Raw genomic sequence first — 21,850 nt, 5'->3', positions numbered from 1 at the left:
AAGCTGGCTGCACAGTTACTTGAACTTCCAGGCTTATGACTTCTTCTCCACAGATCTCGCGTCGCCGCCGGTTTTTGTCCTGGGTGCTGGGGTTGTTGCCCACCCTTTTGCTGGGAAGCTCCTCTCCCGCTCTGGCCCGACCCCCCATTCAGATGGGCTACAGCAATTGGGCAGGTTGGTGGCCGTGGGCCATTGGAGAAGAAGAGGGCATTTTCAAGAAAAATGGGGCCAACGTGCAGTTGCGCTGGTTCGATGGCTACATTGAGTCGATGGAAGCCTTTGCCGCCGGACAACTGGATGCCAATACCCAAACCCTGAACGATACGCTCTCCTTCGCGCCGAAATCTGTGAATGGTCAGGTGGTGGTGCTGGTCAACGACAACTCGGCAGGCAACGACAAGATCATCGTCCGGGAAGGGATCAACACCATTGCCGACCTAGTGGGTAAGCGGGTGGCTGTGGAAGAAGGCGTGGTGGATGACTTTCTGCTGACGCTGGGGCTGGAGCGGGAGGGATTTTCCCGCGACGATGTGATCATTGTGCCCTTGGAAACCGGAGCCGCCGCCGCTGCTTTTGCTGCCGGTCAGGTGGATGCGGTGGGAGCCTTTCCGCCCTTTTGGTTGACAGCCCTGGAGCGCCCTGGAAGCAAGGAGCTGTTCTCTTCGGCGGAGTTCCCAGGGGCCATTCCCGATTTGTTGGTGGTCAGCCAAAAATTGATTGACGAGCAGCCGGATCAGGTGCAGGCTTTGGTGAATAGCTGGTTCGATATTTTGAAGTTCATGGAGGAGAACCCGCAGCGAGCCGACGAAATCATGGCCAGACGTGCCGGTGTCACCCCAGAGGAGCTGCAACTGTTCAAAGATGGCATTCGTTTCTTCACCATAGAAGACAACCTAAAAGCCTTCAGCCCCGGCGAGGGAATGCAGCACATGCCCTATGCGGCCAGACAAATGGTGGACTTCATGGTGAGAGTGGGCTTCATCTCGGAGGGGCCCAAGGATCTGGAGGCATTGTTCGATGACCGCTTCGTTCGCGCCTATGCCGAGTCGGTGGGTGTTAGACGGTGAGAGATATCCGGGATCCCTTCATGGGCCACCAGTGAGGTAAGGTACGATGCTGACTGCTCCGGCTGAATCGCCTCCACCCACCCGCCCCAGTCTGCCCCCGACGGTGTTTTGGCGCATTGCCGAAGAGATCCCGCGCCCCTTGGCCTTGCTGCTGACGGCGCTATCGGTGCTGGTGCCTTTCGGCTTGTGGTGGGGCCTATCGGTCTCGGGGTGGGTACCGCCGCGTTTTTTGCCTTCTCCCCCTTCGGTATGGGCGGCCCTGCTGCGCCTGTGGCGAGACGGCCTGCTGTGGAAGGATACCTTGGCCAGCTTCAGTCGGGTTAGCAGCGGTTTTCTGTTGGCAGCAGTGGTGGCGACCCCCATCGGCATTGCCATGGGCACCTTCGCCAGCATCCGCGCCTTGATCGAGCCGATTAGCGGCATCTTTCGCTACATGCCCGCTCCTGCCTTCACCCCGCTGTTGATTATTTACTTGGGTTTGGATGAGGCCCCCAAGATCGGGTTAATTTTCATCGGCACCGTTTTCTTCAACATGCTGATGATCATGGATGCGGTGAAGTTCATTCCCAAAGAGCTGATCGAGGCCACCTACACCTTGGGGGGGCGGCGCTGGCAGGTGTTGCTGCAGGTGATCACTCCATACATCACCCCGAACATTCTCGACACCTTCCGCGTCAACATGGCTGCCTCTTGGAACTTGGTGGTGGTGGCAGAATTGGTGGCCGCCAATGAGGGTTTGGGTAGGCGGATCCAGCTAGCCCAGCGCTTCTTTAGAACCGACGAGATTTTTGCGTGCTTGATTGTGTTGGGGCTGATCGGCTTTCTGCTGGATTGGCTGCTGCGACGCTTGGTACGTTTGACCTGTCGTTGGGCCTTTTTATGAGGTGGTGTCGTGCATTTGGAAGTGGTCGGCCTGAGCAAATCCTTCCCCACCCGTCGTGGACCTATCTTGGCTCTGGATGGGGTGAATTTGCATGTGGAGTCGGGGGAGTTTGTCTGTGTGGTGGGGGCTTCCGGCTCTGGTAAAACCACCCTACTGCGCCTGATTGCCGGGTTGGAGCAGCCTAGCCGAGGATCCATCAGCGTCGATGGGGAGCCGGTGATTGGGCCGGGAGCGGATCGGGGAGTCGTGTTCCAGTCCTACACCCTCTACCCCTGGATGACCGTGGCGGAGAACGTCGGCTTTGGCCTGAAATTGCAGGGGGTAAAACGGCAGGAAAGGGAAGCCCGTGTGGATTATTTTCTGGAGATCGTCGGTCTAGAGCGTTTTGCTAAGGCCCTGCCCAGGCAACTTTCGGGCGGTATGCAGCAGCGGGTGGCCATTGCCCGAGCTCTGGCGGCCCAGCCGAAGATTTTGCTGATGGATGAGCCTTTTGGCGCTTTGGACGTGCAAACCAAGGAGACGATGCAGGAGTTTTTGCTGGATCTCTGGCAGCGCACGCGCACTTCAATCCTGATGATCACCCACGATGTGGAAGAAGCCGTCTTTTTGGCCCAGCGCATCTATGTACTCACGTCCCATCCTGGGCGGGTGAAACGGGAGATCCGAGTTGATTTCCCCAGCCGGCGCGACTACAGCCTCAAGCGCACTTCTTCTTTTCAGGAGGTGAAGGACGAGATCTTGGCTCTCCTGCGAGAACAGAAAGGGATCCCGTTGAGCAACGCTGCGCCCGCAGGCTGATCAGGCAAACACCACCGTCTTGTTGTGGTATACCAGCACCCGATTCTCCAGGTGATACCGCACTGCCCGTGCCAGGACTAGGCGTTCCATGTCGCGGCCTTTGCGGACGAGGTCGGCAACGGTATCGCGGTGGCTGACCCGCACCACATCCTGCTCGATGATCGGCCCTTCGTCCAGGTCTTCGGTGGCATAGTGGGCGGTGGCGCCGATGATTTTCACTCCCCGTTGATGGGCGCGGTGGTAGGGGTTGGCTCCGGCAAAGGCGGGCAGGGTGGAATGGTGAATGTTGATGACCGGCGGGGCTTGGCGGAGCAGCGACCCACTCAAGATCTGCATGTACTTGGCCAACACCACCAGGTCAATTCGATATTCCTGCAGGAGAGCGAGCTGACGGGCTTCGGCTGCGGCTTTGCCCTCTGGAGAAACGGGGATGTGGTAGTAATCGATACCGAAGGAGCGGGCCACCGATTCCAGGTCGGGGTGATTGCTGATGATCAAGGGGATCTCGGCGGGCAGTTCTCCCGCCCTTTGCCGCCAGATCAGATCCAAAAGGCAGTGGCTTTGCTTGCTGGCCCACAACGCAATGCGACGGCGAGTGTCGGAAAAATGCAGTTCCCAGTTGGCTTGGATCCCACGGGCAATGCCTGAAAAGGCGGGGACAATTTCCCCTCGCTCCAGTTGGAAGCCCTGCAAGTCCCACTCGATGCGGCTCAAGAACAGTCCTGCTTCGGGATCCGTATGGTGATCGGCGTGAATGATGTTGCCGCCGTAGCTGTAGATGAAGCTGGAGAGCTTGGCTACCAACCCTTTTTGATCGGGGCAAGATACCAACAGGGTGGCACTGGGCATAGGTGGACAAAAAGCCTCAACCTTCTTACCGTAGGGCTGGGTTTTACTGCGGAGCAAGCCGTTTTCAATCTACCCGGTTGATCGCTTCCAACAGCCAGGAATCCACCGGCTGGCCATCCCAACGCTTTAGGTCGATGCGAATCCACATCGCCGCAGAAGAGCCGGCAGGGGGCAGTTCCTGGTGAAACGAGATCTCATAGTCGGACGGGTTCTGACCATGTTGCCGCAGCCAGGTCTCCACCTTGGCAGGAGCGAAGTAGGACTGCCCTTGCTCGAACAAGCGCGTAATTTCCATGCCGAAGCAAAGGGGGTTAAAGCGGGGCATAGACTAAGCAGCGTCTGCGGTTTGAGCGTCGTCGGCTACGGATGGGACGGGATCCGTCTCTGGGGGGGGCGTATCGGCAACTGACTCGGTGACTGCTGTTCGGGAAACCTTGGGAGGGGCGGCAGCCGTTGTCCCGCGGGTGGCTTTTTCCAGCTCTTGGGCCTCTTTGTTCAGTTGCGCCTCGAACTCTTTGGAAGCGTCCTGCAGGCTGCGCAGGGTTTTGGCCAGCGTGCGACCGATCTCCGGCAGTTTGCGGGGCCCGAAAACCAGAAGAGCCACCGCAAAGATAACCAACATTTCCGGCAGTCCAACACCCAAAAAATTCATGAGCTTTGCAGAGTACGGTTTGCTCGGGATCCCTTCCCTAGACTGACATTTTCTCGCCGCGGACTGCAAGTAACTGCCGGCTCTCCTCATCTATCCGATGGCTCTGGTGTTTTGCTCTCAGCTCATCCAGGCCAACCTCTCCCTGGCCGGCCAAGTCAAAATGGTAGAATTGCATCGTTAATCAATCAATGTCCTTCATTGGCCTAGGCTTGCCCATGCTCCAAACCCTACAAAAGCTCCTTGGGGATCCCAACGATCGGAAGATCCGGCAGTACCGTCCTGTCGTCAAGCTGATCAACTCGCTGGAGATCGAGATCGCCTCTCTTTCGGATGCGGAGCTCAAGGCCAAGACCACGGAGTTTCGCCAGCGCTTAGACAGAGGAGAATCTCTGGATGATCTCTTGCCGGAGGCATTTGCCGTGGTGCGGGAGGCTGCCAAGCGGGTCTTGAACTTGCGCCATTACGACGTACAGCTCATCGGCGGCATGGTGCTGCACGAAGGCCAGATTGCCGAAATGAAAACCGGTGAAGGGAAAACCCTGGTCGCCACCCTGCCCGCCTATCTCAACGGTCTCACCGGGAAAGGGGTTCACATTGTTACCGTCAACGGCTACTTGGCCCGTCGGGACTCGGAGTGGATGGGACAAGTGCATCGTTTCTTGGGCCTGACGGTTGGTCTGGTGCAAGAGGGCATGTCGCCCGAAGAAAAGCGCCGCAGCTATAACTGCGACATCACCTATTGCACCAACAGCGAGCTGGGCTTCGACTACCTGCGGGACAACATGGCCACCGACATCAAAGAGGTGATGCAACGGCCCTTTAACTACTGCATCATCGACGAGGTGGACTCGATCCTGATTGATGAAGCCCGTACTCCCCTGATCATCTCCGGCCAAGTGGCTCGTCCTTCCGAAAAATATCTGCGGGCAGCCCAGGTGGCGCGGGAGCTGATCCGGGATGAACACTATGAGGTGGATGAAAAAGCCCGCAACGTCATCCTTACCGACGAGGGGTTTGAAGCCGCCGAGCGGTTGCTGGGAGTCTCTGACCTGTTTGATCCCAAGGATCCCTGGGCGCACTTTGTCTTCAACGCCGTGAAGGCCAAAGAGCTCTTCATCAAGGATGTCCACTACATCGTCCGCAACCAAGAGGTGGTGATCGTGGACGAGTTCACCGGGCGGGTGCTCCCCGGTCGTCGCTGGTCCGATGGGCTGCACCAGGCAGTGGAGGCCAAGGAGGGGGTGCCGATTCAAAGCGAGAGCCAAACCCTGGCCACCATCACCTACCAAAACCTTTTTCTGCTTTATCCCAAGCTCTCTGGCATGACGGGCACGGCCCGCACCGAGGAGGCCGAGTTCGGCAAAACCTACAACCTAGAAGTCACGGTGATCCCCACCAACCGACCCATCCGCCGCAAAGATGCCCCCGACTTGGTGTACAAGACCGAAAGGGGCAAGTGGCAGGCGGTTGCCGAGGAAATTGCCCAGATGCATGAGCGGGGGCGACCGGTACTGGTGGGGACAACCAGCGTGGAGAAATCCGAGCGCCTCTCGGCCATGCTCAAGGAAATGGGGATCCCTCACAACCTCCTCAACGCCAAGCCGGAAAACGTGGAGCGGGAGGCGGAGATCATTGCCCAGGCGGGGCGAAAAGGTGCCGTAACCATTGCTACCAACATGGCCGGGCGAGGCACGGACATCATCCTGGGAGGCAATGCGGAGTACATGGCTCGCCTCAAGCTGCGGGAACGGTTGATGCCCAAGCTGGCCCAATTGGACGCCGACAACCCCTTGGGATCCGTTCAGATGCTAGGACGGGGAGGCGGCCAAGGATTTGGTGGGACAACACCCAAGCCGAAAAAATCCTGGACGGTGGTCTCCCCCAATTTTTACCCCTGTGAGCTGTCGGCCCGCACCAGCCAAGCCTTGGACGAAGTGGTGGCGGCAGCGGTGACCAAGTACGGGTTGAACCGTCTGCCGGAGCTGGTGGTGGAAGATCTTATTGCGGTGGCGTCGGAGAAAGCGCCGGTGCAGGATCCGCTGATTTTGCAACTGCGGGAGGTTTACAACAGCATCAAGGCCGAGTACGAAAAAATTACCGAGGCCGAGCACGAAGAGGTGGTGAGGCTGGGGGGCCTGCACGTGATCGGTACGGAGCGCCATGAATCCCGCCGCATCGACAACCAGTTGCGGGGTCGTGCCGGGCGGCAAGGGGATCCCGGCTCTTCGCGGTTTTTCCTCAGCTTGGAAGACAACCTGCTCAAGATTTTCGGTGGCGACCGGGTAGCCAAGCTCATGGACATGTTCCGGGTGGAAGAGGACATGCCCATTGAGCACCCGTTGCTCAGCAGCAGCCTGGAGAACGCGCAGAGAAAAGTGGAAGTGTACTACTTCGACATGCGCAAGCAGGTGTTCGAGTATGACGAGGTGATGAACAACCAGCGGCGGGCCATCTACTCGGAGCGGCGGCGCATCTTGGAGGGGGAGAACCTCAAGACCAAGATCCTCGACTACGTGCGCAAAACCGTCGGCGAGATTGTGCGGGCTCATGTCAACCCGGAGCTGCCCCCGGAAGAGTGGGAAATCGACAAGCTGACTGCCAAGATGCAGGAGTTTGTGCCGCTCTTGAAGCAGAACCTCAAGGTTGAGGATCTGCGGGATCTCTCCTACGAGCAGATCTTGGACTACCTGATCAAGCAGGCAGAGCTGGCCTATGAGGCCAAAGAGGCTTTTCTGGATACCTTTGAGCCCGGTTTGATGCGCAAGGCAGAGCGCTTTTTCCTGTTGCAACAGGTGGACACCCTCTGGCGGGAACACCTGCAGCAGATGGAGGCGCTGCGGGAAGCTGTGGGCCTGCGAGGCTACGGTCAGAAGGATCCCCTGATCGAGTACAAGAACGAGGGCTACGAGCTGTTCCTGGAGATGATGGACAACATCCGCCGCAACACGGTGTACAACCTATTCATCTTTACTCCCCAAATTGTGCAAGTGCCCCAGGCATCGCGACCGGCTCCGGCACCCACTGCGGCTGCCAGCCCTGATCCCAGCTCTGCTTCAGGGGTGGTGGAAGCCGATTTCACGGAAGAATAATTGGCGTAGAGAGAAGTCAGCGGGGGAGGAGGATCTGTCGTAATGCCTCTTTCAGTTGTGGGTACTGGAAGGTAAAGCCCATCTGCAAAGCCGCTTGCGGGATCACTTTCTGCCCCGTCAAAACCACTTGAGCTGCCTCGCCCAACAGCAGTTCCAACGCCAGCTCCGGCACAGGCAACCAAGAGGGGCGACCCAAGACCTGGCCTAAGGTTCGGCAAAACTCTTCCATCTGCACCGGGTTGGGAGCGGTGGCGTTGAACACTCCGGATCCCTGCTCCAGCAGGAAGCAGACCAAGCTCACCCAATCCTCGCGGTGGATCCAAGACAGCCATTGTTTGCCGGAGCCGATCGTTCCGCCGATAAAGAACTGAAAGGGGGCCAGCATCTGCCCCAGCGCTCCTCCATCCGGCCCCAACACAATCCCCGTGCGCAGGATGGCCAAACGGATCCCCAATTCCTCAACCGGCCGGGCGGCAGCTTCCCAAGCTTGACAGACTTCTGCCAGAAAATCTTGGGCCGGGGGATCCGTCTCCGTCAGGGGATCCCCTTCTGGATGGGATCCGTAGTAACCCACCGCCGAGCTGCTGATCATCACCTGGGGCTTTTGGTTGAGGGAGGCGAGGGCTTGGACAAGGGCCTGGGTGGTTTCCACACGGCTACGACGGATTTCTTTTTTCTTGGTCTCTGTCCAGCGAGAAGAAGCCAAAGGCTCTCCGGCCAAGTTGACAATCCCCTCGTACCCTTCCAGGGCGGCTGCCCAGGCTTGCGGTTGGTAGGGATCGTAGGGCAGCAGCTTGAGGTTGGGGGATTCCCCCAAAATGCGGCGGGCCTGCTCCAGGCGGCGGGTCAAGACCAAAACCTGATCCCCTTGCTCCAGCAGACGGGCCACCAAGCGACGCCCGATAAAACCACTTCCACCCGTGATGACAATGCGCATGATGTGGATCCGACTTGCATCTGCACAAGCCCTGTGCCGCCCTTGTCCTTTGAACGGTGCAGAGCCTTTCCGCTATTCGAACCTCTAGCCTAGCGCGTTTCCTGCCCCGCGTTGGCCATTGCCTGGGATCCCGCCATCCGTTTGCTGAGCTTGGCGAAGTGGCAGAGCCCAAGAAAGCCCAAGAATAAAAATGTTTTGCGGCAAAGCGTAAACTACCCGACTCCGACCGCTAAGCGGTACGGAGCGGGCTTTCAGCAGCCCTGAGCCTGCTTTGCTCTACCAGAGAACAAAACAGGCCCGAACCTCTAGGCTGGTTTACGACAGCCCCCAAAAGCGCAATCACATTCGCACCATTAAAGTCCGCATCCCCTTCCCATCCACAGTGTCCACACTTGAACGACTTACCACTGCGGTAGGATTGCGCAGGGTCGGGATGGATGTGCAGGCACTTGTGGCAGGTCTGGCTGGTGTAGGCGGGCGGCACCAGCACCACAGTCACCCCCGCAACTCTCGCCTTGTATTCCAGAAACTGCCTCAGTTGGTAGAACGCCCAACTGTTGGCCCGCCTACGCTCTGTCTTGCTGCGTGGCTGTTGATTGACCCTTTCCCGGATCCCCGTCAGGTCTTCCAGAGCGATAGCGCTGTTGGTAGCTTTTGCCCTAGAGACAACGGCTTTGGAGATGCGATGATTGACCCACGTTTGAAAGCGTCTCTCCTTGCCAGACAGCCGTTGCAGCAGTTGACGGCATCTGCGCCGCGAACTGCGTGTGCCCTTACTGGCTTTGCGTTGGAGTGCCGCCCTCAATCGGGAGTAGTGGTCTCGAACTCGGCTCAACTGCTGTCCATTCCAGTTGTCCCCTTCTGAGGTATGAGCGATATCCGTCCTTCCAAAGTCCACCCCGATCACCTTGTCGGCATCTTGTTGCTTGGGTGGCTTCTCCTCTACGCAAATCTGGATGTAATAGGAGCCGTCCTCCCGCTTGACCAGGGTGGCGGCTTTGGGGTTGGAACCAGCCAGTATTCCACGCTGGTAGTTGCCAATGGCCAGTCCAAAGCGCTCTCGCCCTTCCACCGTGGTCAGCGACACCGTCCAGTCTTTCTCGCGGAACGAGAAGATACGTGCGTCGTAGGTAACGAACCTACGCTTGAACTCTTTAACTGGACGGTTGTGCTGTCTCGCCACTTTGCGAGCGCCTGCCACCCGTCTGCAGGCCTGCTGGGCCAAGTTGCTAGACAAGCCGAATCGGGCGCGAATCTCGTAGTAGCAAAGGGATTGCAGTTTGACCGCATTGACGATCTTCTCCGGCGTGTTCTGGTTGACCCAGTTCAGTGCCTGCACAAAGGCATCCATCGTCGCGTCCAATTTAGCGGCTTGCGACTGGGACACCTTGAGCTTGCAGGAGATGGTCAGGACTTGGCTCATAGGTTCATTGTACTTCATCAAAGCGCATTCCTCCCGGCACTGACCCTACGGGTACAGTGCGGGGCTCCTGCGCTAGTAAGCTGACACACCTGGAAAAATCGGCTTCAATAGGCCCTAGCTGCGCTTCTTGGCAGCAGAGGTGGTTCATCGTCCCCCTATTTTCTTCCCTTCACCCGTGATACCCAAGTCTTCTTCCCGTACCCCGGCTCGCCACGTGTCTGTGCGTGCAGAGCAGGTTGCTGGGCCTCGGCTGGACATCTCTGTTGCTCCACGAGTGCATCGCTCCCAAGGGCAGGGATCCCTGGTGCGGGCAGGGTTTCCCTCCTCTCTCCCAATTTCCGGTCGGCGGACGATCCCTGTCCAGCGCTCCCGCCGGCGCGGACGGCAAGAACCTGGCCACGAGCCTCAAGTCTGGGAGATGGCCTGTCACATCGGGGTGAATGTCTTGTTTACGGCGGCTGCCCTCAGTGGTTTGTATCGCCTCTTGCCGGTGCAGTTGGCTCAGCACCACCGTCTCCAGGTTCTGGAGCGGCATATCGAGGTCTTGTCCACTCGGATTTCTCGGCTGCAGGAGGGGGTGGATCGAGGTATGGATCCCTTGCAGCAGGAGGCCCTGATCAAGGAACGGCTGAATCGGGTGCCACGCAATCAAATTCAGGTGCGTTTGGTGGATCCCAGTACCTGGGTGGCGGACGACGAGAAGAACACCCACCCTTCCTGGATCGGGCAGTCCACCCAGCCGTCTGCCAGGCCGTAGGCTGCCTCTGCCTAGGCTTGTTTGAGAAGCAAGGCCACCTCTTTGGCAAAGTAGGTGAGGATGATATCGGCACCGGCCCGCTTCATGGCCAGCAGCGATTCCATCATCACTTTTTTGCCGTCGATCCAGCCTTTTTGTTCGGCGGCTTTGATCATGGCGTACTCGCCGCTGACGTTGTAGGCAGCTACGGGCAGATCCGTCGATTCCTTAACTCGGTAGATGATGTCCAGGTAGGCCAGGGCCGGCTTCACCATCACCATGTCCGCCCCCTCGGCTTCGTCCAGCTCCACCTCTTTGATGGCTTCCCGAGCATTGGCGGGATCCATTTGATAGCTTTTCTTGTCTCCGGATTTGGGCGCGGATCCCAGGGCATCGCGGAAGGGGCCGTAGAAGGCAGAGGCATATTTGGCAGAATAGGCCAGGATCGCCACATCGGTATAGCCTTGGTCGTCCAGGGCCTCCCGAATGGCGCCGACGCGACCATCCATCATGTCCGAGGGGGCCACAATGTCGGTTCCCGCCTCTGCTTGGGAGAGGGCTTGCTTGACCAAAACTTCCACCGTCTCGTCGTTGAGGATCACCCCATCCCGCACAATGCCGTCGTGGCCGTCGCTGTTGTAAGGATCCAAGGCCACATCGGTTACCACCAAGATCTCGGGGATTTCCTGTTTAATCCGCCGCACCGCCCGCTGGATCAAGCCTTCCGGGTTGAAGCACTCCCGCCCGGTGGGATCCTTTTTCTCTTCCGGCACCACCGGGAACAGGGCCACCGCCGGGATCCCCAGTTGAGCGGCTTCTTCCACCTCCTTTAGCAGCAGGTCTAGGGTGTAGCGGTAGCAGCCGGGCATCGACTCCACTTCCTGCCGCTGGTTCTCCCCCTCCATGACAAACAGGGGATAGATCAGATCCTGCACCCGCAGGTGGGTTTCCTGCACCATCTGGCGGAAGGCCTCTGTGCGCCGCAGCCGACGGGGACGGTAGATCAGGTCTTGGCTCATGAGAGCAGGGGGAAAGAGGGCGTTTCTATTTTGCCATGAGGTCGGTAGGGGCTGAGCTGGTCGTTGGGCGAGGGGCGACATCCGGGGCAGAGGGAAAATGCCGAGCCAGCCAGCGGCGAAGGGTCTCTTTTACCGCTTCGGCTTGGCAGTCGTGCAAAAGATCGTGGCGCGACCGGGGAAAATCGTGGATCTCTCCCTGGGGCAGCCGACGGGCAAAATCCACAGCTCCCGCAGGATTGACGACGATATCGGCAGAGGTGTAAAGCAGCAAAACCGGCAGGCAGAGCCGATGGGCTTGATCAAGGCAGCGCTGTCCACTGCGCACCAGTTCGGCTGTAAATCTGGCCCGCGTCACACCGCACATGTAGGGATCCGCCGCAAAGGCGGCTTGCTGCTCGGGTAGGGAAGTCACCCGCGCCGGCTCGTAGAGGCCAGTTAAGGCCAACTGGGGAATAACCCTGTCCAAAACTTGCAGAAGGGCGTGGGTAAAAGGGGTGAAATAGTGGTCGATGCGAAAAGCCGGAGAGATGAGAACCAGGCCCTGCACTTGGTCGGGATGGGCGAGGGCATATTCCGTAACCCAGTTGGCCCCCGCGCTATACCCACACCAGATCTGCGGGATCCCTTTCTGCGGCCAGACCTGCTGGGCGATCCTCTCCAGATCCGCTTGATATTGGCTGAAGCGGTCGATCCAGCAGCGGATCCCGCCGGAGCGACCAAATCCCCGCATGTCAGGCGCCAAAACCTCCCACCCTTGAGCAGCCAACTCGCCGGCCAAAGGGCAAAACCCGCCGCCGTGATCCCCTTTACCGTGCAAAAGCAACACCCGTCCGCAAGGGGATCCCTGGGGCCAGTGGTGCAGAAAAGCTGGGATCCCATCGGAAAGCGGCAACTCCTGGGGCCGATAGATCCCCGACGCAGTTTGCGGCTGAGTTTCCGACCGCCCATCCAGAGCCTCTAAGTCACCTAACCGATCAAAAGGCATGGGCAAATCCAACACACGTCCGGCAAGACCGGCAAAGCCGCAAATTATATCTTCCTATGTCCCGGTCGCCCGCGAGCGTTGCTGCCGCTGAGGAGTTGCAATCTTTGTTTCCAGCTCAGCATATTTCTTAACAATCTCTGCTCTTGCCGGGGATCCCCGACATGCCGGGCTTTGCAGCCTTTTCTGAGGATGGGATGAAAGGATCTCTCGGGGGGAGACTGGGGCCATTTGCGGGAAAAAGGCCCTCTGAGAGGTATGATGTTGTGAAGAAGTTTTGCGGGGTCTCAGGTTTGACGGGATCCCCTCTCTGGGGTGGTTCACCCTTGCTTTACCATTGCCTTATCGCTTCATCAGTTCACTCAGTCGGAAACGGGTTGCTGAAACTATGCTGTTACTGAAAATCTCTGTTTACGCGGTTGTCATCTTTTTTGTGGGGCTTTTTGTGTTTGGTTTTTTGAGCAACGACCCCTCACGCAACCCCAACCGTCGAGACCTGGAGTAGGGGATCCCGCCTTGGGCAGCTTGCGAACTCCAGTGATAACTGGCTCATCGCTTGAGGGAGCATGCCTCTGGCCCTGTTTTTGCCGAACCTTGCTGGTTGCCCTAGCTATGGGAGAACGGATGCCCAGGGAGCTCCTGCTGGCGGGGTAGCGACAAAGTTGCTGCTGGTCATGGGTTGCAGCAGCGGTGAGCGAGATTCAGCTAGAAATCGCAGGAGCCCCGCACTGTACCCGTAGGGTCAGTGTCGGGAGGAATGCGGAAGTTATGATAGAACCATGACCCAAGTCCTGACCGTCTCCTGCAAGCTCAAGGTGTCCCAGTCGCAAGCCGCAAAGTTGGATGCGACAATGGATGCCTTTGTGCAGGCGTTGAACTGGGTCAACCAAAACACACCAGAAAAAGTAGTCAACGCAGTCAAACTCCAGTCCCTTTGCTATTACCAGATTCGCGCTCGGTTTGGCTTGTCCAGTAACTTGGCTCAGCAGGTCTGCAGACGGCTGGCCGGTGCCCGTAAAGTTGCCCGACAGAAAAACCGTCCGGTCAAAGCGTTCAAGAGAGGCTTTGCGACCTACGATGCCCGTATCTTTTCGTTTCGCGAGAAAGACTGGACGGTGTCGCTGACCACGGTGGAGGGTCGGGAGCGCTTTGAGCTGGCGATTGGCCGTTACCAGAGAGAACAGTTGGCAGGCTCCAATCCCAAATCTGCCACTCTGGTCAAGCGCAAAGACGGTTTCTACTCCATTCAAATCTGTGTGGAAACGGAACCGTGCCCACCGCAAGGCACGGATAGAGTGCTGGGCGTGGATTTGGGAAGGACGGATATTGCTCATACATCGGAAGGAGATAACTGGAATGGACAGCAGTTGAACAAAGTCCGAGACCATCACTCGCGGTTGAGGGCGGTACTTCAACGCAAAGCCAGTAAGGGCACCCGCAGTTCGCGGCGCAGATGCAGAGAACTGTTGCAACGGCTGTCTGGCAAGGAAAGACGCTTTCAGTCGCGTCAGCGTTGCGTAGCAAAAACGTGGGTCAATCATCGCATCTCCAAAGCTATTGTCTCTAGGGCAAAGACCACAAACAGCGCTATTGCCCTGGAAGACCTGACAGGGATCCGGGAAAGGGTCAATCAACAGCCACACAGCAAGACAGAGCGTAGGCGGGCAAATAGTTGGGCGTTTTATCAACTCCGTCAATTTTTGGAGTACAAGGCTCTGCGTGCAGGGGTTGCTCTGATTCTTGTTCCGCCTGCCTACACGTCGCAGACCTGCCACCGGTGTTTGCACATTCATCCCGACCCTGCGCAATCCTATCGCAGTGGGAAGCAGTTTAAGTGTGGACACTGTGGATGGGAAGGGGATGCGGATTTGAATGGTGCGAATGTGATTGCGCTTTTGGGGGCTGCTGTAAACCAGCCTAGAGGTTCGTGGTTGGCTTGCCAACTGCAGGGCTACCGAAAGCCCGCCCTGTACTGCGAAGCAGTCAGGGTCGGGTAGTTTACTCTTGTTGCAACTCCGTCCCGCTGGCACGACCTGTGGCGGCCATTCCCCTCTAGAGTGAGTGGCCTCACCCCAAAACCGGCAACTCTGCTTGCCTACTGGAAGGCTGTAATCAGCAATGTCTGGGATCCGGAGCGATTCTGTTGGTCAAACGCGGTAATCCGGAACTGCCAAACGCCAACGGGATCCCCGAGGGCAACGCGGAAATCGGTACTGAAGCTACAAAAGGTGGCCCCAGGGTTACAGCCGGCCTGCTGTGGGCTGAAGAATTCCCTTTGCACGCGCACGCCACTGGGGTTGAAAGTTTCCAGCTCGAGGAACTGCGTTGGACGAGCACCGCCGGGCACACTCACCTGCACCGTGAAGGCCGGCGTGGAGGTGCCCACCCGCACCGAGGTGGGCGCATTGATAAACGAAACCGTTGGGCCTTGGGGTGGGGGCAGGATCGAGCCCCCTGAGCTGCCGCCATCTCCACAAGCAGCCAGCCCAGTGGCCAAAAGGCCGGTGGCCAAAAGGGTGAGAGCAGTCCGTTGCATCCCGCAGTTCCTCACGCAAACCCATCCATCCTGGCAAGACTTGACCAGAATCTGTACCACCGCTTGAGCGGCACAGCTCTAAGTTACTTTTCTAAGTTACTTTCTGCCTCTGCAGCTTGAGAAAAGATGCGCCACGACCCAAATCTGCATGGGCCTTTGCGCACAGTTGGTTCCTCCGCTTCAGAGCAGCAGCAAGCGCCGCAACAGCAACGCTATCACCGCAACAAAGCTGGCCACGATGATCTGTCCCGGCAGAGTATAGCCGGAGTAAAGCCCTATCAACCTCAGCAACTCCCCATTCCAGGGTTGTGTGGCCAAAAGGTAGAGAATCCCGGTCAGGTGAACCAAGGCCAAAGCCACCAAGCTGCCGGATCCCAGCTCTTGGAGGCCCACCGGGGAGTCAGGGATCCCTTCTGCCCACCGCTTCCCATCGACAGCACGTTGGCGGGCCAGAGGAGAAGGGGGTGGATAGGGATCCCGTTGCCGAAAGGCGATCGTCCCGCAGGCCCAAGCTCCCGGCAAAAACCCCAGCAAGTAGCCAAAGGCGGGCTGGTACAGGTACTGCCATCCTCCCCCTTGGGCAAACACCTGTAGCCCTGCCAGCCCCAACCCTAGGTAGACGATCTGGGCGCACACCGCCGCCACCGGCCCCGCCAAACAAGCCGTCAGCAACACGCCCCCAATTTGCAGCGAAAAGCTGTATCCCCCCAACCCAGGCAGCCCGGGCGGAAAACTCAAATGGGTTAGGGTGCCCAAAATGGTCAGGAGGACCCCAATCGCCGTCCAAAGCCATTCCAGAGGAGTTAAGAGCAAGCCAGACCGCATAACCGGGGGGAAACCCTTACTCTATGCTAAGAGGGGAGACGCGCAAATAGGGTGGGCAAAAGGTGGTCAAGGCAGAGTGGATTGAACTGGCCCAGGCCCTGGCCGATGCTGCCGGAGCGGTGATTCGCCCCCTGTTTCGCGGAGAACTGCAAGCCGAATACAAAGAGGCCCGCTCCCCAATTGTGACGGTGGCCGACCGGGAGGCAGAGCGAGCTATGCGGGCTTTGCTGATGGCCCAAGTGCCAGAACACAGCATCCTTGGCGAAGAGTTTGGTTTTCACCAGACGGGATCCCTCTACACTTGGGTTTTGGATCCCTTGGATGGCACCATCGCCTTTTCCACCGGCAAGCCCACCTTTGCTACTCTGATTGCCCTCTTGGAAGAAGACCGCCCCATTTTGGGCATCATCGATCAACCGGTGTTGCGCGAACGCTGGCTGGGGGTACGGGGACAGCCCACTCAATGGATAACCCCCTCCCACCGGCAAGCCGTCCGAGCCAAGGCCAATACCGACCTCAGCCGCGCCTACTTGAGCTGTACCACCCCTGATTTGTTCACCCAACCCGACCAACAACGGTGCTTCCAGGGGCTCAGCCAGGCGGTTCACATCACCTCCTATGGCGGCGATGGCTACCAGTACGGCCTGCTGGCCAGCGGCTGTGTGGATCTGGTGATGGAGTGTGGCCTTGCCCTCTACGATTTTGCTGCCCTTGTGCCGGTGATTGAGGGATCCGGTGGCGTGATTACCGATTGGCGAGGGGATCCCTTAACCCGCACCTCCACCGGAGAAGTGCTGGCGGCGGCCAACCCCAGCTTGCATCGACAGGCCCTGGCCGTGATTCAAAAAAGCGGGATCTACCCAGCGAAATAAGCAGGCTCATTGCCAGGTTTCCACTTGATGTTGCAGCCCAGGCTGGGCTTTTGGTCGGGATCGATGGGCTTGCCGGCCAGAAGGTTATCCAGCGCCGCCCGCAAATCTTTGCCCGTCACCGGCACATCGGTCAGGCTGGGACGGCTGTCGTCCAGTTGACCCCGATAGACCAACTTGCGATCCGCGTCGAACAAGAAAAAGTCGGGGGTGCAGGCGGCGGTGAAGGCTTTGGCCACCTCTTGGGTTTCGTCGTAGCAGAAGGGGAAGGTAAAGCCCAAGGTCTCGGCCATCTTCTTCAAGTTCTCTGGGCTGTCATCCGGGTATTTCTCCACATCGTTGGCGCTGATGGCTACAATGCCGACGCCGCGATCCTTGTAATCTCTGCCAAGGCGGGCCAGCTCCTCTTGCACGTGCTTCACATAGGGACAGTGCTGGCAGATGAACATCACCAGCAGGGCCGGCTTGTCGGCAAAGGTGGAGAGGGAGATGGTTTGGCCGCTCACCACATCCGGCAGGCTGAAGTCAGGGGCTGGGGTGCCCAAAGGCAGCATGGTCGAGGGGGTACGGGCCATAACAAACCTCCAGCGTAAGGTTTCCTCAATCATTGTGGATCATCCTGCTCCCACAGGAGCCGTCGCAAGGGGATCTCGCCGGCAAACGGGAGCGCCAGAAGGGATCCCAAGCAGGCCGGGGACAGCTTTTACAATTGGATAAGGTTGGCAACACGATTGTTGGGGAGCTGAGCCTTGAGCACCGCCGTCTTACCTGCTGCTCCTTTGGTGGATACTCACGTCCACCTCAATTACCCCGATTTTGCCGCGGATCTGCCCCAGGTGGCCGAGCGCTGGCGTCAGACGGGGATCCGGCGTTTGGTGCATTCTTGTGTAACACCAGCAGAATTCCCCCAGTTGCAGGCCATTGCCGACCAGTATCCGGAAGTATTTTTGTCGGTGGGGCTGCACCCTTTGGAGGCGGGCCAGTGGCAGCCCGATTTGGCCGAAAAGATCGCCCACCTGGCCGCCAGCGACGAGCGAGTGGTGGCTATCGGGGAGACGGGCCTGGATTTCTACAAGTCCAACCCGGCGGATATCGAGCGGCAAAAAGAATCCTTCTGGGCCCAGATTGCCATTGCCCAAGCGCAGGATCTGGCGTTGATCGTCCATTGCCGCGAGGCGGCAGCAGCCACCTACGCCATCCTCAAGGAGGCCATGGCCACGGGGGGGCCAGTGCGGGCGGTGATGCATTGCTGGAGCGGATCCCCGGAGGAGACGCGGCTGTTTGTCGAGCTGGGCTGCTACATCAGCTTCAGCGGCATTGTTACTTTCAAAAATGCCGAGACTGTCCGCCGGTCGGCCTTGGAGGTGCCCCTATCCCAGCTTTTGGTGGAAACCGATTGCCCTTTTCTGGCTCCCACCCCCTTCCGCGGCAAACGCAATGAGCCGGCCTATGTGCAGCGGGTGGCCCAAACCTTGGCGGAGCTGCTTGGGATCCCACCGGAAAAACTGGCAGAAGAAACCAGCCAAAATGCCGCTCGCCTGTTTCAGCTGCCTCTCCTCTAGCTCTGCTTTCCGATGGCGCGGGTGGACCGTAGGCCATTCCCGGCTCCAGATCTCAGGCGATTCCAACTCGGGAAACCCTGAGTTACCATTTTTAACTTTTTCTTTAACTTTTCTTTTGAACTCCGACTGCTCTTCTCAAGGGCATCCTATGCTGGAAAAAAGGGATGTATTTTTAGGTACTTTCCGCTAATTCCAGGGGCTAGGGGCTTGCAACTATGGATACTGAAACGTGGGCTGCCGCAGCTCGACCCAGCCGAGATGCCCTCATCAACCGCATCACCCACCAGATTCGGCAATCCCTGGAGCTGGAGGAAATCCTCAAGGCAACAGCGGAAGAGATACGGTCTTTTCTGGAAACGGATCGGGTGAAGGTTTACCGCTTTGATCCCGAAGGTCACGGAACGGTGGTGGCGGAAGCGCGAGGAGGGGAGCGGCTGCCCTCGCTCTTGGGGCTGACTTTTCCGGCAGGGGACATTCCCGAGGAGGCGCGGCGGTTGTTTCGCCTAGCTCAGGTGCGGGTGATTGTGGATGTGGAGGCGCAGAGCCGTTCCATCAGCCAGCCGGAGTCCTGGGGGTTGTCTGCTAGGGTTCCTCTGGGCGAGCCGCTGCAGCGGCCCGTGGATCCCTGCCATGTTCACTATTTGAAATCCATGGGGGTGGCCTCTTCCTTGGTGGTTCCCCTGATGCATCACCAGGAGCTATGGGGGCTGTTGGTCTCCCATCATGCTGAGCCTCGTCCCTACTCCCAAGAAGAGCTGCAGGTGGTGCAGTTGCTGGCGGATCAAGTTTCCATTGCCATTGCTCAGGCGGAATTGCTGGAGCAGGCGCGGCAGAAGGCGCAGCAGGAACGCCTCATCAACCAAATTGCTGCTCTAGTTTACTCGCCCCTGCACCCGGAGACGACCTTGACCACGGTGCTGGAGCAGCTTGCTGCCGGTTTGCAGGGGATCGGGGCACGGCTGCGGATCCACTTTATGGGCTCAGATACCCTCTGTTGTCATGGCGTGCAACCCCCGGCCAGCTACGACACCTGGCTACAGGAGCAGCTCGGAAGGGCCGGAGGAGCGGGGGGCTGGGTGAAGATGTGGTCGCTCTCCCACTTGGAGAAATGGCCGGAGCTGCAAGAGCAGATGAAGCAGACACCCATTCGTGGCCTGCTGGTGGCCCAGCTCGCCTGGAATGACCAGCCGGTGGGCTGGCTGAGCGTGTTTCGCGGGGCCGTTTACCAAGAAACCCACTGGGCGGGCTACCGTTGGTTTACCCAGGGGGATCCCAGACAAGAACTGCCTTTGATCTCTTTTGCTGCCTGGCGGGAGCTGAAAATTGACGAGCCTAAGGCTTGGTCAGCTGCAGAGCAAGAGCTGATGAGTCGGGTCGGGGTACATTTGGCCCTGTCCATTACGCAAAATCAGCTCTACCGGCAGTTGCAAACCCTCAACGCCCGTCTGGAGCAGGAGGTGCAGGAGCGGACGGCGGCCCTGCAGCGATCTCTGGCTATGGATGCCCTCTTGCAGCGGGTCACCGACCAGGTGCGCAGCAGTTTGGAGGAAGCCCAGATCCTGCGGGCAGTGGTGCAGGAGTTGGCTCTGGGGCTGTCCATCCAAGGGTGCGATCTCTGTCTCTACGATTGGGCAGCCGGCCAAGCCACGGTGCGCTACGAATACACCTCTGCCCTACCGCCCGTCGGCGGGATCACCCTGACCTTGGCCGACTACCCCGATCTCTACCGGCACCTGCAAGGGGGTCAAGCGGTGCAATTCTGCCATTTGCCTGGGCAGGGCTGGATCCCCCGCCGGGAAGGGCTGACCCTGCTGGTGTGCCCGCTGCGGGATGACCAAGGGGTGCTGGGGGATCTCTGGCTGGTGAAGCCGGCAGCCAAGTGCTTTGATGAACTGGAGGTGCAGGTGGTGCAGCAGGTGGCGGATCACTGCGCCATTGCCATCCGCCAGGCCCGCCTCTACCAGGCTTCTGTGCAGCAAATTGGTGAGCTGGAGCGCCTCAACCGCCTCAAAGATGATTTTTTGAGCACCGTCTCCCACGAGCTGCGCACCCCCATCACCAACATGAGGATGGCCATCCAACTGCTGAAAACCGCCCGCGCCCCCCAAAAACGAGAGCAATATCTCAAGATTTTGGAGCAGGAGTGTGAGCGGGAGGCGGAATTGGTGAACGACCTGCTGGATCTGCAGCGGCTGGAGCAGGGATCCAAAACGCTCCATCTGGAAGAAGTGCCGCTGGCAACCTGGCTGCCCAGCGTGCTGGAGCCGTTTCTACAGCGGGCCCAGGCCAACCAGCAACGGTTGCAGTGGCAGATTGCGCCAAATGTGGGCAAGGTGCTCACCGATCAAGGTGGCCTGGAGCGGGTGGTGCAGGAGCTGGTCAACAACGCCTGCAAGTATACTCCCCCAAGGTGCAACATCTGGGTAACAGCGCAGCGCTCTGGCCCGCAGCAGGTGGAAATTCGGGTGATCAACGAGGGGGTGGAAATTCCCCCTGCCGAGCAGGAGCGCATCTTCGAGAAGTTTTACCGCATTCCCAGCGGGGATCCCTGGAAACGGGGCGGCACCGGCCTGGGCCTGGCTTTGGTCAAGCAGTGGATGCAGCGGCTGGGGGGCAGCGTCTCGGTGGAGAGCTCTCAAGGCAAAACCTGCTTTACCCTGGTGCTGCCGCAGGGATCCCTGCCTGTGCAGACATCCCCCCTGGCCTGTGCCTAGCGACATGAGCGACGCCCCCTCAGAAGCGCTGCGTCTGGCCGCCGAGCAGTTTAACCGGGGGGAATTTTACGCCTGCCACGACACCCTAGAGGCCCTGTGGATGGAGGCAGTGGATCCAGAGCGGCGCTTCTACCAGGGGCTTTTGCAAACCGCCGTGGCCTACTATCACCTGCAAAACGGCAACCGCCGCGGCTGCATGATCCTGTTGGGGGAGGCCAACCGCAAGCTGGCGGACTTTCTGCCCACCTACGCTGGATGGGATGTGCAAGCCCTGTGGCAGGCTAACCAGGGCATCCTGCGGCATCTTTCTCAACTGCAACCCCAGGATCCCCTGCCTTACCTGGCCATCCCCACCCTGAGTTGGGTTGAAGACTGACCTGAGCAGGCCCAACAGCGGCGCTAGCGCTTGGAGCGACGGGCTTTGCGCTCAACTTCGTTGCGTCGCCGCCGATCCCGCCAGTCGATGAAGGTAATGTAGCCAACGCCCAGGGTTACGGCTGTCAACAGCAAAAAGATGCTTCCGTAGGCGATGCGGGCGACCAAGGGAAGATCGGTTTCCATGGTGTGAGCGGGGGTAACCCCGTCAATATCGGCGGCAGGAACAACAAGATGAATGCAAGATGGATGTGAGGCTCAATCCAGGCATGACAAATTACATGCCGTTGCGCCCCCAAACCACCAGGGCAATGGAAAGAACGAAGAAGGTGGGGACGGCAATCCAGCCAAGGGTGATGATGTCCATAGGTCTAGCCCAGCTAAAGAGGGGTTATCTCGAGGTGATCCCATTTTACGAGAGGAGATCCCTTGTCAACGGACATCTACGAACACCTGTTTTCAGCTAGAAATCGCAGGAGCCCCGCACTGTACCCGTAGGGTCAGTGCCGGGAGGAATGCGCTTTGATGAAGTAC

The 21,850-nt window shown here is 58.8% G+C and carries 23 protein-coding genes; 11 read left to right on the top strand and 12 right to left on the bottom strand.

Annotated elements, in window-relative coordinates; translation table 11 throughout:
* Nucleotides 1-35 precede the first annotated feature (35 nt).
* The 3 genes from NW842_RS00630 to NW842_RS00620 are packed head-to-tail and all read left to right on the top strand — an operon-like array spanning nt 36 to nt 2,748.
* A complete protein-coding gene (locus NW842_RS00630; protein WP_414330863.1) occupies nt 36-1,067 on the top strand; it encodes an ABC transporter substrate-binding protein in 1,032 nt (343 codons plus the stop codon).
* A gap of 46 nt (nt 1,068-1,113) precedes the next feature.
* Nucleotides 1,114-1,950 (top strand): ABC transporter permease, encoded by an 837-nt coding sequence (locus NW842_RS00625; protein ID WP_414343731.1) that lies wholly within the window; start codon nt 1,114-1,116, stop codon nt 1,948-1,950.
* A gap of 9 nt (nt 1,951-1,959) precedes the next feature.
* Nucleotides 1,960-2,748 (top strand): ABC transporter ATP-binding protein, encoded by a 789-nt coding sequence (locus NW842_RS00620; RefSeq protein ID WP_414417269.1) that lies wholly within the window; start codon nt 1,960-1,962, stop codon nt 2,746-2,748.
* On the opposite strand, the gene purU is transcribed toward NW842_RS00620, so the two are convergent.
* The 3 genes from purU to NW842_RS00605 form a co-directional block, all read right to left on the bottom strand.
* Nucleotides 2,749-3,597, bottom strand: coding sequence for a formyltetrahydrofolate deformylase (gene purU, locus NW842_RS00615; RefSeq protein WP_414356723.1), 849 nt, complete (start codon nt 3,595-3,597; stop codon nt 2,749-2,751). It lies immediately after the preceding gene.
* A gap of 64 nt (nt 3,598-3,661) precedes the next feature.
* On the bottom strand, nt 3,662-3,892 hold the full coding sequence (locus NW842_RS00610; protein ID WP_414356722.1) for a hypothetical protein: 231 nt from the start codon (nt 3,890-3,892) through the stop codon (nt 3,662-3,664).
* Nucleotides 3,893-3,925: 33 nt separating this feature from the next.
* On the bottom strand, nt 3,926-4,249 hold the full coding sequence (locus NW842_RS00605) for a TatA/E family twin arginine-targeting protein translocase (protein WP_414356721.1): 324 nt from the start codon (nt 4,247-4,249) through the stop codon (nt 3,926-3,928).
* Nucleotides 4,250-4,464: 215 nt separating this feature from the next.
* On the opposite strand from NW842_RS00605, the gene secA reads away from it, so the two are divergent.
* A complete protein-coding gene (gene secA, locus NW842_RS00600; protein WP_414373607.1) occupies nt 4,465-7,338 on the top strand; it encodes a preprotein translocase subunit SecA in 2,874 nt (957 codons plus the stop codon).
* A 16-nt stretch (nt 7,339-7,354) separates the two neighbouring features.
* Here secA and NW842_RS00595 read toward each other — a convergent pair whose 3' ends face one another.
* Together NW842_RS00595 and NW842_RS00590 are read right to left on the bottom strand one after the other, a co-directional pair.
* Nucleotides 7,355-8,275, bottom strand: a complete 921-nt coding sequence (locus NW842_RS00595; protein WP_414373609.1) for a TIGR01777 family oxidoreductase — start codon at nt 8,273-8,275, stop codon at nt 7,355-7,357.
* Nucleotides 8,276-8,504: 229 nt separating this feature from the next.
* The gene (locus NW842_RS00590) at nt 8,505-9,698 is read right to left on the bottom strand and encodes an RNA-guided endonuclease InsQ/TnpB family protein (protein ID WP_414417268.1); all 1,194 of its coding nucleotides are present in this window, start codon (nt 9,696-9,698) and stop codon (nt 8,505-8,507) included.
* Nucleotides 9,699-9,912: 214 nt separating this feature from the next.
* Between NW842_RS00590 and NW842_RS00585 the strand changes: the two genes are divergently transcribed.
* Nucleotides 9,913-10,455 carry a hypothetical protein gene (locus NW842_RS00585; protein WP_414375629.1) on the top strand — a complete coding sequence of 181 codons (543 nt, stop codon included), beginning with the start codon at nt 9,913-9,915 and terminating at the stop codon, nt 10,453-10,455.
* An 11-nt stretch (nt 10,456-10,466) separates the two neighbouring features.
* On the opposite strand, the gene hemB is transcribed toward NW842_RS00585, so the two are convergent.
* Nucleotides 10,467-11,453 carry a porphobilinogen synthase gene (gene hemB / locus NW842_RS00580; protein WP_414356717.1) on the bottom strand — a complete coding sequence of 329 codons (987 nt, stop codon included), beginning with the start codon at nt 11,451-11,453 and terminating at the stop codon, nt 10,467-10,469.
* A 25-nt stretch (nt 11,454-11,478) separates the two neighbouring features.
* Entirely contained in the window at nt 11,479-12,438 is a 960-nt protein-coding gene (locus NW842_RS00575; protein WP_414417267.1) for a lysophospholipase, read from the bottom strand.
* Nucleotides 12,439-12,823: 385 nt separating this feature from the next.
* Between NW842_RS00575 and NW842_RS00570 the strand changes: the two genes are divergently transcribed.
* Together NW842_RS00570 and NW842_RS00565 are read left to right on the top strand one after the other, a co-directional pair.
* Nucleotides 12,824-12,940: a photosystem II reaction center protein I gene (locus tag NW842_RS00570; RefSeq protein ID WP_011434021.1), complete on the top strand. Its 117-nt coding sequence runs from the start codon at nt 12,824-12,826 to the stop codon at nt 12,938-12,940.
* 274 nt (nt 12,941-13,214) lie between these two features.
* Complete coding sequence (locus NW842_RS00565) at nt 13,215-14,432, top strand: RNA-guided endonuclease InsQ/TnpB family protein (RefSeq protein WP_414417266.1); 1,218 nt, start codon at nt 13,215-13,217, stop codon at nt 14,430-14,432.
* A 98-nt stretch (nt 14,433-14,530) separates the two neighbouring features.
* On the opposite strand, the gene NW842_RS00560 is transcribed toward NW842_RS00565, so the two are convergent.
* Both NW842_RS00560 and NW842_RS00555 read right to left on the bottom strand, forming a co-directional pair.
* Nucleotides 14,531-14,971 carry a hypothetical protein gene (locus NW842_RS00560; protein ID WP_414357513.1) on the bottom strand — a complete coding sequence of 147 codons (441 nt, stop codon included), beginning with the start codon at nt 14,969-14,971 and terminating at the stop codon, nt 14,531-14,533.
* A gap of 180 nt (nt 14,972-15,151) precedes the next feature.
* Nucleotides 15,152-15,796, bottom strand: a complete 645-nt coding sequence (locus tag NW842_RS00555) for a biotin transporter BioY (RefSeq protein WP_414417265.1) — start codon at nt 15,794-15,796, stop codon at nt 15,152-15,154.
* A 62-nt stretch (nt 15,797-15,858) separates the two neighbouring features.
* On the opposite strand from NW842_RS00555, the gene NW842_RS00550 reads away from it, so the two are divergent.
* On the top strand, nt 15,859-16,668 hold the full coding sequence (locus NW842_RS00550) for an inositol monophosphatase family protein (protein ID WP_414417264.1): 810 nt from the start codon (nt 15,859-15,861) through the stop codon (nt 16,666-16,668).
* Here the strand turns inward: NW842_RS00550 and NW842_RS00545 are convergent.
* Nucleotides 16,653-17,240 (bottom strand): thioredoxin family protein, encoded by a 588-nt coding sequence (locus tag NW842_RS00545; RefSeq protein ID WP_041437584.1) that lies wholly within the window; start codon nt 17,238-17,240, stop codon nt 16,653-16,655. The genes NW842_RS00550 and NW842_RS00545 overlap by 16 nt on opposite strands.
* Before the next feature lie 174 nt (nt 17,241-17,414).
* Between NW842_RS00545 and NW842_RS00540 the strand changes: the two genes are divergently transcribed.
* The 3 genes from NW842_RS00540 to NW842_RS00530 all read left to right on the top strand — a co-directional run bounded on the left by NW842_RS00540 (nt 17,415) and on the right by NW842_RS00530 (nt 21,317).
* Complete coding sequence (locus NW842_RS00540) at nt 17,415-18,227, top strand: TatD family hydrolase (RefSeq protein WP_414357510.1); 813 nt, start codon at nt 17,415-17,417, stop codon at nt 18,225-18,227.
* A 215-nt stretch (nt 18,228-18,442) separates the two neighbouring features.
* A complete protein-coding gene (locus tag NW842_RS00535; protein WP_414417263.1) occupies nt 18,443-20,941 on the top strand; it encodes a GAF domain-containing protein in 2,499 nt (832 codons plus the stop codon).
* Between the two features lie 4 nt (nt 20,942-20,945).
* Nucleotides 20,946-21,317: a DUF309 domain-containing protein gene (locus NW842_RS00530; RefSeq protein WP_414404799.1), complete on the top strand. Its 372-nt coding sequence runs from the start codon at nt 20,946-20,948 to the stop codon at nt 21,315-21,317.
* Between the two features lie 23 nt (nt 21,318-21,340).
* Here the strand turns inward: NW842_RS00530 and NW842_RS00525 are convergent, their stop codons facing one another.
* Together NW842_RS00525 and NW842_RS00520 are read right to left on the bottom strand one after the other, a co-directional pair.
* Entirely contained in the window at nt 21,341-21,502 is a 162-nt protein-coding gene (locus tag NW842_RS00525; protein ID WP_011434030.1) for a hypothetical protein, read from the bottom strand.
* A gap of 91 nt (nt 21,503-21,593) precedes the next feature.
* On the bottom strand, nt 21,594-21,683 hold the full coding sequence (locus NW842_RS00520; RefSeq protein WP_244349857.1) for a cytochrome b6-f complex subunit PetN: 90 nt from the start codon (nt 21,681-21,683) through the stop codon (nt 21,594-21,596).
* Between the last annotated feature and the right edge of the window lie 167 nt (nt 21,684-21,850).

Source organism: Synechococcus sp. R55.4 (assembly GCF_047461935.1).
In the GTDB taxonomy this organism is placed as follows: domain Bacteria; phylum Cyanobacteriota; class Cyanobacteriia; order Thermostichales; family Thermostichaceae; genus Thermostichus.
This window is presented reverse-complemented; position numbering and strand designations above follow the sequence as displayed.